General features: G+C 35.5%; 11 protein-coding genes. All 11 read left to right on the forward strand.

What is annotated here, in order from left to right:
* On the forward strand, window positions 1–300 hold a 300-nt coding region (locus T513_RS0108400), incomplete at its 5' end, for an RNA-guided endonuclease TnpB family protein (protein WP_031589747.1).
* 122 nt (window positions 301–422) lie between these two features.
* Window positions 423–671: a DUF188 domain-containing protein gene (locus T513_RS0108405; protein ID WP_080703136.1), complete on the forward strand. Its 249-nt coding sequence runs from the start codon at window positions 423–425 to the stop codon at window positions 669–671.
* Window positions 672–787: 116 nt separating this feature from the next.
* Window positions 788–2,404: an autotransporter outer membrane beta-barrel domain-containing protein gene (locus tag T513_RS0108410; RefSeq protein ID WP_051654420.1), complete on the forward strand. Its 1,617-nt coding sequence runs from the start codon at window positions 788–790 to the stop codon at window positions 2,402–2,404.
* A 50-nt stretch (window positions 2,405–2,454) separates the two neighbouring features.
* Window positions 2,455–3,282 carry a DUF4846 domain-containing protein gene (locus tag T513_RS0108415; protein ID WP_080703137.1) on the forward strand — a complete coding sequence of 276 codons (828 nt, stop codon included), beginning with the start codon at window positions 2,455–2,457 and terminating at the stop codon, window positions 3,280–3,282.
* 10 nt (window positions 3,283–3,292) lie between these two features.
* Complete coding sequence (locus tag T513_RS0108420; RefSeq protein WP_031589751.1) at window positions 3,293–3,472, forward strand: DUF4250 domain-containing protein; 180 nt, start codon at window positions 3,293–3,295, stop codon at window positions 3,470–3,472.
* A 115-nt stretch (window positions 3,473–3,587) separates the two neighbouring features.
* Entirely contained in the window at window positions 3,588–4,790 is a 1,203-nt protein-coding gene (gene ilvA, locus T513_RS0108425) for a threonine ammonia-lyase (RefSeq protein WP_031589752.1), read from the forward strand.
* Between the two features lie 67 nt (window positions 4,791–4,857).
* The gene (locus T513_RS0108430; RefSeq protein ID WP_051654421.1) at window positions 4,858–6,510 is read left to right on the forward strand and encodes a hypothetical protein; all 1,653 of its coding nucleotides are present in this window, start codon (window positions 4,858–4,860) and stop codon (window positions 6,508–6,510) included.
* Between the two features lie 233 nt (window positions 6,511–6,743).
* Entirely contained in the window at window positions 6,744–9,962 is a 3,219-nt protein-coding gene (gene carB / locus T513_RS0108435) for a carbamoyl-phosphate synthase large subunit (RefSeq protein ID WP_029072585.1), read from the forward strand.
* Window positions 9,963–10,077: 115 nt separating this feature from the next.
* The gene (locus T513_RS0108440; protein WP_162176425.1) at window positions 10,078–10,458 is read left to right on the forward strand and encodes a DUF5301 domain-containing protein; all 381 of its coding nucleotides are present in this window, start codon (window positions 10,078–10,080) and stop codon (window positions 10,456–10,458) included.
* Between the two features lie 146 nt (window positions 10,459–10,604).
* A complete protein-coding gene (locus T513_RS12230) occupies window positions 10,605–10,769 on the forward strand; it encodes a hypothetical protein (RefSeq protein ID WP_155265968.1) in 165 nt (54 codons plus the stop codon).
* 66 nt (window positions 10,770–10,835) lie between these two features.
* The gene (locus tag T513_RS0108450; protein ID WP_035876968.1) at window positions 10,836–11,456 is read left to right on the forward strand and encodes a YdcF family protein; all 621 of its coding nucleotides are present in this window, start codon (window positions 10,836–10,838) and stop codon (window positions 11,454–11,456) included.
* Window positions 11,457–11,791 lie beyond the last annotated feature (335 nt).

The raw sequence follows: 11,791 nt of genomic DNA on the forward strand, positions 1-11,791 counted from the left end.
GAAGACTTGAATGTTAAGGGAATGGTTCGCAATCATAAGCTTGCGCAACACATAACAAGCTGCTCATGGTCTAAGTTCTTTGCAATGCTTGAATACAAAGCTACTTGGTATGGAAATGAAATAATCAAAGTTCCGACCATGTATCCTAGTAGTCAAACTTGTAGCTGCTGCGGATATAAAAATCCACTTGTAAAGAACCTCTCTGTTAGAGAATGGGAGTGCCCTAAATGCCACACAAGGCACGATAGAGACACTAATGCGAGTATAAATATCTTGAACAAAGGGCTTTCGGTAGCCTAACATACAAAAATACCGTAGGACATACGGAAATTTACGCTTGTGGACATTGTGTAAGACGAGCCGACAAGGTGACTTGTTAGGAACGCAGTAGTGGTTGAAGCAAGAATCCCACGACTTTAGTCGTGTGGAGTGTCAACATTACCCAAGATTACGGATTAGCTTCTTTGCTTATTTTAAAAGGAGCAAGGGTGATACATGTCAACGGGTTTATTCTTGATGAAGATAATATCTATTCCTATCTTGCATCAAGATATGAAAGTGCTAAAGCAAGAAGAAGCAAAAAGAAAACAAAACAGATGAAAAAGCGTTCATCTGATATGCAAGAAAACTTGCTGTCGTGTGTAAAGTTCACAATAGAATCGCATAATTAGCCACATAATGTGGCTTTTTAAATGGAAAAAAACAGAATAAAATGTGAAAGTGCTCCAACCTCTTTTAAAGCTTGTTCATCTATGTAAAATGAAAACAAGAAAAGGAGGTATATACAATGAAACAAGCTGTTGTCGCAATGCTTTGTGCAGGAATGATTTCTTCTATGGCCATCAGTGAAATACATGGAGCTGATACGCAAAATTTTGATTATACAGGAAACTACAGTGCTGTCTTGAAAAATAAGAGTGCTTCAAATAAAACTTATACGTCAAAGACATTTGATCAAAATACTGCCCTGGCAAATAATGGTACAGTAACACTGGATAGTGTGAAACTTATTAAGACAGGATCAGACAATGATGGAGATGCCACAAACTTCTATGGTGTCAATTCCAATGTGCTCGCTATTGGTTCATCAGCGAAGGCTTATATAAAAAATAGTGCTATTGTCTCAAATTCAACGGGGACAAATGGTGTTTTTGCTACTAACAAAGGTACAGTTTATCTAAATAACAGCACCATAAAAACTGTAACTGGTGACAATGCTCGTGGTCTTGATGCAACTTATGGCGGAACTATTATCGCCAATAAGATGACAATCTCAACTGAAGGTGCACATAGTGCTACATTGGCTACTGATAGAGGAGGTGGAACAATCTCTGTTACTAATTCTAAACTTAGTACCAAAGGTTCAGGTTCACCGTTGATTTATTCCACTGGAACAATTGAAGTCGATCATGTTTCAGGAACATCCTCAACTTCTCAGATTGCTGGTATGGAAGGTAAGAACGTTATTCTTATCAATAATTCCAAATTGACAAGTACAAGTGATCAGACATCAGGAAGTGATCCAGTGAAGAATGGGGTTATTATCTATCAGTCTACAAGTGGTGATGCTGATACGTCATCATCAACGGTAGCACATTTCCAGGCAGTAGATTCTACATTATCTTCTTCTATTACGAGTGGATCTATGTTCTACTTAACTAACACTTCAGCTAATGTGATCTTGAAAAATACAACCTTAAACTTCAATAGTAATAAGGTCAATCTTTTACAGGTAGAAGGCAATAATGCCAATAGCTGGGGAACTGCGGGATCGAATGGCGCAAGTGTCAACTTCACAATGATTAACCAGAAAGCAACAGGAAATATTAGTGTAGATACTATTTCAAGTGCTAACGTGTATGTTACATCTTCTTCTACTTATAAAGGTAAAACATCCATTACTACTAATAGTGTCAATACCAATAAAACTGATGCACCAATCACAATGAATGTAGATAAAACAAGTACATGGGTAGTAACAGGCAATTCTACACTCGCTAATCTTAATGTAGAAGATGGTGCTAAGATTGTAGATACAGATGGAAAGACTGTAACTATTAAAGTCAATGGTGTGACTAAAGTACAAGGTACCTCTTCTTATGTCATCAATGTAACAGGAACATATTCTACAACGGTAAAATTGACAAGCAATAACAGCTTAAAGACTGCTACAAGCAGAAAAGACTTTGATCAGTATTTTAATACCACTACAACATATGGGACAAACAGTGGTAGTCAAGGTTCTAGCATTTCTACAAGTGGAATAAGTATTTCTACTGATACGAATAAGAATTATTCTTCTTCTAATACTTCATCATCAACGAATACACCTTATATGATTATAGGAGCATTGCTTTTATCATTGATGGTTTATATTATAAATATTATTGTTTTCAGGAAATAGAGGCATTTTGCCTCTATTTTTTGATATAATAATTTCAGTGAGGTATGGTTATGAAAAAGATGATAAGTATGCTTATCTGTTTCCTGTTGGTAGGATGTCAGGTAAGCAATCCTGAAAAGGGGAGTAAGAAAGCATTTCAGTTTATTAATGAGAAAGGAATGACGTTATCTACTAGGTTTAGGACACCTGAGGGATATAAGCGCAAGAAAAGCGCTCTAGGCGATTTCCTTGCGGATTATCCGCTGAAGAAATCAGGGAGTCCGGTTCTTTTATATAATGGTAAAAGAAGACTTAACCAAGGTGGACATGTAGCAGTATTTAAATTCCCCATTGAAAAGTATGATCTTCAGCAGTGTGCCGATTCAGTCATGAGAGTCTATATTGAATATTACTGGCATACGAATCAGAAGGATAAGATTGCCTTTCATTTTGTAGATGGTTTCCTTTGTGACTATAATCATTGGAAAGAAGGGTATCGTGTACGTTTTAACAATAATAAGAGCACCTGGGTAAAAAGTGCTAGCTATGATGATTCCTATAGTAATTTAAAAAAATATATGCGTGTTTTATTTGCTTATGCATCAACTCTTTCTTTAAAAGAAGAATCACAGCCTACGACTTTATCTGACTTGAAGGTAGGGGATATTTTCATTAAAGCAGGAAGTCCTGGCCATGTTGTAATGGTAGTGGATGTCTGTGAAAAGAATGGCAAGAAGGCTTTCCTGCTTGCGCAAGGATTTATGCCCGCACAGGAATTTCATGTGATCAATAATCCTGCACATTCTGATGATCCGTGGTATTATGAAGAAGAAGTGACTTATCCATTTATGACAATGGAATATACCTTCTCAAAAGGAAGTCTAAGAAAATTAATTTAAGGAGATTGAAATGAATACTTTACCATCAGATCCAATAATGCTTTTAAGTGTTATTAACATGAAATTAAGAGATCAGTATGATTCACTTGATAGTCTTTGTGATGATTTAGATGTCAATAAAGAAGAAATCATCAATACATTATCTTCAGTGAATTATGTTTACGATGAAACACAAAATCAATTTAAGTAGAATGTGTCGAAAATCCGAGTAATTACTCGGATTTTTTAGCTTATTTAGAATAATCTATTTCATTTTTGATGAAGAGTGATATAATACCCTTATCTAAATTAAGGGGGAAAATCGTATGTTGAAGTTAGAAGATTTTAAGCAAGCTAAGAAAAGAGTCGATGAAGTCATTATTCCTACCCCACTTATTTATAGTCAGCCATTCTCAGATGAATGTCGCAATAAAGTGTACATTAAACCAGAAAATCTACAGAGAACTGGAGCCTTCAAGATCAGAGGTGCCTATAATAAGATTTCTAAATTATCACAGGAAGATAAAGAAAAAGGGTTGATTGCGGCTAGTGCCGGCAACCATGCACAAGGTGTTGCTTACGCTGCCCATATGCAAGGAGTAAAAGCTGTGATCTGTATGCCTGCACATACTCCGCTAATCAAGGTGGAAAATACTGAACAGTTAGGTGCAGAAGTGGTGCTTCATGGAGAAGTCTACGATGATGCATACGCTAAAGCAGTAGAGCTTATGAAAAAAGAAGGATATACTTTTATTCATCCATTTGATGATGAAGATGTCATCGAAGGACAAGGAACAATCGCTTTAGAAATTCTTGAAGAATTACCAGATGCAGATATCATCCTTGTACCAGTTGGTGGAGGAGGATTGATTTCTGGAGTAGCAGCAGCTGCTAAAGCTATTAATCCACAAGTTAAAATGATAGGTGTTGAACCAGAAGGGGCTGCTAGTGCCCTAGCTGCCATCAATGAAGATGCAGTAGTAACACTTGCGGAAGCTAATACCATTGCGGATGGTACAGCTGTAAAGACAATTGGTTCTACACCATTTGAATACATTAAAAAATATGTTGATGGAATTATCACAGTTACCGATTATGATCTAATGAAAGCCTTCCTTGTGATGGTAGAAAAACATAAACTCGTTGCAGAAAACTCTGGTATCTTGCCATTAGCCGCATTAAGAAAGCTTAATGAGAAGAACAAAAAAGTTGTCTGCCTTGTCTCAGGTGGAAACATTGATGTACGTAGTATTTCATCAATGATCAATAAGGGACTAATTGAGAGAGGAAGAATCTTCTCATTCTCAGTACAGCTCCCAGATAAGCCAGGACAGCTTGTCTATGTATCTCAGGTGCTTGCTAAATTAAATGCGAACGTTATCGCTGTAGATCACAATCAGTTCAGAAACTTCGAAGACTTTGGTGAAGTAGAATTGAGAGTGACATGTGAAACAAATGGTGAAAGTCATATTCATGCTATTATGGAAGCATTTAGAAAAGATGGCTATACAATTACGAGAATCAATTAATGCAAATGTTTTTTAAACATTTGCATTTCTTTATCTTTATGAGAAAATATAAAAAGGAGGGCAGATTATGAATGAATTTATAAATACGATACTTGATGTCTTTAAACAGCGTCGTACACGTGTTGTTAAGCCACATCCACTTATTGTGGATGTATTGATCATTGTTGCACTTGCAATTTATTATTATGTAAATCATCCACCAATTAATATACGTAATCCTGAATCTTACGGTTTCCTTGTGATGATAGGAATCGCACTACTTATCATTATTCCAGGAAGAATGAATAAACAGGAAATGAGAGATAAGGCACGAATAGGTGTAAGTGGACTAGTGCTGCTTCTTGTGGTAGGAGGAGTCATCAGCTGGGCTTTTACATTACGTATATTCCATGCCAAACTTTATTCTAATAGAGTGACAGTTGAAAATGTGAAGTTTTCCAATAAAACACTAAAGGAAGTAGATTTCACAAAAACACCGATCATCGATCGCGATAGCACGATGAAATTAGGGGATAAGGTCATGGGAGAAATGCCTGAACTTGTCTCACAGTTTGAAGTTTCTAATGAATATACGCAAATTTCATATAAGGGTGGCGTATATCGTGTAACCCCATTGGAATATCCAGGTTTTATTAAATATCTTAATAACCGGGAAGGTATTCCTGCTTATATTCGTGTTAATTCTACAACCGGAAAGACTGAGCTGGTTAAATTAAAGAGTCTTGGTCTTAAACCGATGAAGTATGTTCCATCAGCTTATTTTGGACATAATCTCAATAGAAAACTACAGATTGATTATCCAACATGTAACTTTGGAAAACCTTCATTTGAAATAGATGAAAAGGGTTATCCTTGGTATATATGTACAACTTATAGCTACTATGGTGTTGGCAATAAGAAATATGTTAATGGGATGGTTCTATTTGATCCAATTACCGGACATTCCAAGAAATATGATGTTGGACATTTTCCTGAATGGGTAGATCGTATTTACCCAGAAAGCCTCGTAATGCAGGAGATTGATGATAATGGATCATTAAAATCCGGCTATCTTAACTCAGTGTTCTCACAAAAGAATGTAATGCTGACGAGTGATGGATATAATTATCTAGAAAAAGATGGAGATATCTGGATCTACAGTGGAATAACGTCAGCTAATAACGACTCATCTAACTTAGGTTTTGTTTTAACAAACTTAAGAACACATAAGACAATTAAATTCTCTTGTCCAGGTGCTAATGAGCAGGCTGCTATGGAATCAGCTGAAGGGGAAGTCAAGAATTATGGCTATAAGGCAACTTTCCCATTGCTGGTCAATGTGAATGGCAATCCTGTCTATCTTCTTTCATTAAAAGATAATGGTGGACTTGTGAAGAAGTATGCCATGGTTGATGCTAGAGATTATCAGAAAGCATCAACTTACTCAGCGGCTTCATATAAGAACCTTTCTAAATTAATGAAAGAGTACTTATTAGAGACAGGAGAGGAATCAGTAGATCAAGATCTTCAAGATGAATCTATTAAAGTAAAAAGCTTTACGACATTCATTGTGGATGGAAAATCAAAAGTCTATATCGTAGATGATAAAGACAGGAAGTTTAAGGTAGAAGTATCTTCCGCAAATGAGAATATTCTCGCTTTCTTAAAGACTGGAGATACACTTCATATTACTTATAAGAAGTCTGATAATATTAATATTATTAAAGAAATTCTTTCATAATGACTGTAATTAAAATTATAAAGAAGATGATTTATCTTGATATAATGGGACAATTATTATATAGTTGTTCCAAGAGGTGATAGATAATGAATTTGACGTTAGTGAATAAAATGAGCAATATTTCAATTATTCAGACGTCTGTTGTTTTTGTCATTTCTTGTTTTTATAATTTTTTTATCATTGAGACATGTCATTTTGATATGTCTCTTTTTTGTAAATAAGGGGGATATAAGATGCCAAAGAGAGATGATATTAATAAAGTATTAGTAATCGGGTCTGGACCAGTTGTCATTGGTCAGGCTGCAGAATTTGACTATGCCGGAACACAGGCATGTAAAGCATTAAGAGGATTAGGATACCAGGTTGTCCTTGTTAATAGTAATCCTGCTACAATCATGACAGATCCAGAAACAGCGGATGTGACATATATTGAACCATTAAATGTTTCAAGATTAGAACAGATTATTGCTAAAGAAAGACCTGATGCCTTACTTCCAAACTTAGGAGGACAGAGTGCCTTAAACTTATGTTCAGAATTAAATGAAAAAGGTATTCTAGAAAAATATGGTGTTCAGGTATTAGGTGTAAAAGTTGATGCGATTGAACGTGGAGAAGACCGTCTTGCATTTAAACAGACAATGGATGAAATTGGTATTGAAATGGCAAGATCAGAAGTATGTCATTCAGTTGAAAAAGCCTTAGAGATTGCTGATCGCTTAGGCTATCCAGTAGTTGTTAGACCAGCCTACACAATGGGTGGTGCCGGAGGAGGACTTGTCTATAATATCGAAGAATTAAAGACAGTCGTTTCTAGAGGGTTAGCGGCATCAATTGTTAATGAGTGTCTTATTGAAGAATCAATTCTAGGCTGGGAAGAACTAGAAGTAGAAGTTGTAAGAGATGCTAAAAACAATATGATTACTGTATGTTTCATTGAAAACATTGATCCAATGGGTGTACATACCGGAGATTCTTTCTGTTCAGCACCAATGCTGACAGTGCCACAGTCAGTGCAGGATCGATTAAAAGATCAGGCATTCAGAATTGTTGAACATGTTGGTGTCATCGGTGGCACAAACGTTCAGTTTGCCCATGATCCAAAGACAGACCGTATTGTCGTTATTGAAATCAATCCAAGAACATCACGTTCATCAGCTTTAGCCTCAAAAGCTACAGGGTTCCCAATTGCCTTAGTATCCGCAATGTTAGCAGCTGGATTGACATTGGATGAAATCCCTGATTCAAAGTATGGAACTTTAGATCGTTATGTCCCAGATGGAGAATATGTAGTTATCAAGTTTGCAAGATGGGCATTTGAAAAATTCAAGGGTGCACAAGATAAGCTTGGTACACAGATGAAAGCTGTCGGGGAAGTCATGAGTATCGGAAAGACTTATAAAGAAGCTTTCCAGAAAGCTATCAGATCACTTGAAATTGGTCAGTATGGACTTGGATATAGAGCTAATCTTAATGAATTAAGCAAAGAAGAACTATTAACAAAGCTTACTGTTCCTACTTCACAAAGACAGTTCATCATGTATGAAGCTTTAAGAAAAGGTGCAACTGTTGAAGAATTACATGAATTAACACAGATTAAGACTTGGTTTATTGAACAGATGAAAGAATTAGTAGATGAAGAAGAAGCTCTACTAAAATATAAAGGACAGTCTTTACCTGAAGAAGCAATGAGACAAGCTAAATTAGATGGATTCTCTGATAAGTATCTTTCTACAATTCTTCAAGTAGAAGAAGAACAAGTAAGAAATGATAGATTAAGCTATGGCATAAGACAAGCCTGGGAAGGTGTGCATGTTTCATCTACTCAAGATAGTGCATATTATTATTCTACTTATCATATTAAGGATGAAAGCCCCGTTTCATCTAATAAGAAAATCATGATTCTTGGTGGTGGACCAAATAGAATCGGACAAGGTATTGAATTTGACTACTGTTGTGTACATGCTTCATTAGCGTTAAAGAAGCTTGGCTTTGAAACAATTATTGTAAACTGTAACCCAGAAACAGTATCAACAGATTATGATACTTCTGATAAGCTTTACTTTGAACCATTAACATTAGAAGATGTATTAAGCATCCATGAAAAAGAACAGCCAGTAGGTGTCATTGCTCAGTTTGGTGGACAAACACCATTAAACTTAGCTGATGACTTAAAGAAAGCTGGTGTTAATATTCTAGGAACTTCACCAGAAACAATTGATGAAGCAGAAGATCGTGATTTATTCAATGAAATGATGAAGAAACTAGATATCCCAATGCCAGAATCAGGAATGGCAGTCACAGTAGATGATGCGTTAGCAATCTCTAAAAAGATTGGCTATCCATTAATGGTAAGACCATCATTCGTATTAGGTGGAAGAGGCATGGAAGTTGTCTATGATGATGAAGCACTTAAGCAGTATATGAATGCAGCTATCGGTGTAACACCAGAAAGACCAATTCTCGTCGATCGTTTTTTATCAAATGCGATGGAATGTGAAGCAGATGCTATTAGCGATGGGGAAAATGTCTTTGTCCCAGCAGTTATGGAACATATCGAATTAGCAGGGGTACATTCAGGAGATTCTGCCTGCATTCTTCCATCAAGACATATTCCAATGAGACATGTAGAAACAATCAAGGAATATACAAGAAAGATTGCCAAGGAAATGAATGTTCGTGGTTTAATGAATATGCAGTATGCGATTGCGGATGATAAAGTGTATGTCTTAGAAGCAAACCCAAGAGCATCAAGAACAGTCCCTCTTGTATCAAAGGTCTGCAATATTAACATGGTAAAACTTGCAACTGAAATTGTGACATTGCCATTAACAGGAAATCAGTCACCAGTTCTTTCTCTAAAAGAAAAGAAGATTCCACATGTGGGTGTAAAAGAAGCAGTCTTCCCATTCAATATGTTCCCAGAAGTAGACCCAATACTTGGACCTGAAATGAGATCTACAGGAGAAGTATTAGGATTAGGTTCTTCTTTTGGATCAGCTATGTATAAAGCAGAAGAAGGTGCTTCAGTTATCCTTCCTACTGAAGGAAAGGTTCTCTTCTCAGTAAACGATAGAGATAAGAGTGAAGTTGTAGAACTTGCAAGAGGATACTATGACGCAGGATTTGATATTGTCGCTACAGGTGGAACATACGCACTTATTAATGAAGCAAATATTCCAGTAGAAAAGATCAATAAGATCTATGAAGGACAGCCAAATATCACTGATGCAATGATCAATAGAGAATTAGCGATTGTCATTAATACACCAGCAGGTAAACAATCAGTACATGATGACTCATATATCCGTAAAGCAGCCATCAAGCAGAATATTCCATATATGACAAATATCTCTGCAGCGAAAGCTTGTTTAGAAGGTATTATGGAAATGAAAATTCATGGTCCTCATGAAGTAAAATCACTTCAGGAATATCACAGTGAAATAAGAGACTAAAGAGAGAAAATATTTTCTCTCTTTTTCAATAACTATTTTTTAAAAAACATTGTTTTTATTTTATAAGGTTATTCTTTATTCTATAATATAATCGATAAGAAATATGGAGGATGGAATGATGAAAAAACTTTTTGCTTGTTTTCTTTGTCTTCTTCTTGTAGCCTGTGGAAAAGAGCATGCCCCATTGGTAGAGAAAACAGATAATCTTGAAAGTATTATCGTATTATTTAGTGATAAGAGTAACGTCTATAAAGATAAGAATGATATGTCTTCAATTATCAATTATCTTAAAAAGGCACAATGGACTGCTGAATCAATAAATGACACACCGGATAAAAAAGAATATGGCACAATAACACTTAAATATAAGAGTGAAGAAACGAAAATCTATTGTTATACTGAGGATAACAAGCAGTATTTTGAAAGTCCTTACATTGGTGTTTATGAACAGGTACAAGCATTGGATACTTTTTTAGCAAAATTGAGTAATGAGTAATCAAGATTTATTTGATAAATTAAAATAATATCGATAAACACAACACTTTCTTGATGTCAAATATTATGTTATATCATCTTCTTATAACGAGGGACTTTATCGATTTTGATCATTTATTGTATAATATAGGCAAGCGAGGAACAGTTATGGAAAGAGTAAAAGAACAGTTCAAAATTATTAAAGAAAAGGGTATTGATGTATCCAATCCCCAGAAAGTAATGAATGAAGCCGTTGACCTAGGCTATTTCGAATTAGCTATCTATGTAGCCGATCACCGCAATTTTTATTTGGATTCTATCCAAAAGTTTTAGCAGGTTCTACCTGCATTTTTTCTTTACAAAGATATTATTGGATATATAATATACGAAAAAGAGAGGGTGATCTTCTTGATTAAAAAATTATTGCTTTTACCGTGTATTCTTTTACTGGTTGGTCTTTATATCTTAGGAAATGCGATTAGTATATGGAACTATGCCAACTATGATCAGGCCAAGAAAGCAGATGTGATCATTGTGCTGGGTGCTTCTGTAGAATATACGAGAGTTTCACCAGTCTATCGTGAACGTATCAATCATGCGATAGATCTATATAATAAGGGATATGCCAAGTATATTATCTTTACTGGCGGAAAGATTGCCGGACAGGATTACTCAGATTCCTCTGTTGCAAAATATTATGCGATAGATAAGGGTGTTGATGAAGATAATATCTTTATTGAAGAAAAATCTACTTATACTAAAGAAAATCTTCAGTATGCAAAACAGATTATGAATCAGAAAGGCTTTTCTTCAGCAATTGTCGTAAGTGATCCTTTACATATGAAACGAGGCATGCTGATGGCGAAAGACGTCGGCATTGCCACTGCTTATTCTTCGCCTACACCGACAACAATGTATAAAAGTAGAAGTGCAAAAATTAATTTTTTGAAGAAAGAACTCTTTGTTTATATCGCCTACAAGTTTTATCGTATAGGCATCTTGTTCACTTCTTTTCTCTAAAAACTCCAGAAATGGAGTTTTTTTATACTGATTATATTTATAAAGTTCCCGACAGAAAACCCACGTGCCTTTAGGCCGTGGGATGAATGGCGGTTAGAATATATATTTTACTAGAATAAAATATCAGTAAAATATATGGTATAATATACATACAGGAAATCCTATTTCCGAGTCTTTAGAAAGGAGAAAGCTGTATGCATCTTACCGTAAAACAACAAGTAAAGCGTCTTTCAAAGGAAGATTACAGAACTATAAGAGAACTGTGCCATATAGCAAAGAATCTTGCCAATGAAGCCATTTACAATGTAAGACAGTATTACTTTTCTGAGGGCGAG

The organism is Kandleria vitulina DSM 20405, from assembly GCF_000702065.1.
GTDB classification, from domain to species: Bacteria; Bacillota_I; Bacilli_A; order Erysipelotrichales; family Coprobacillaceae; genus Kandleria; species Kandleria vitulina.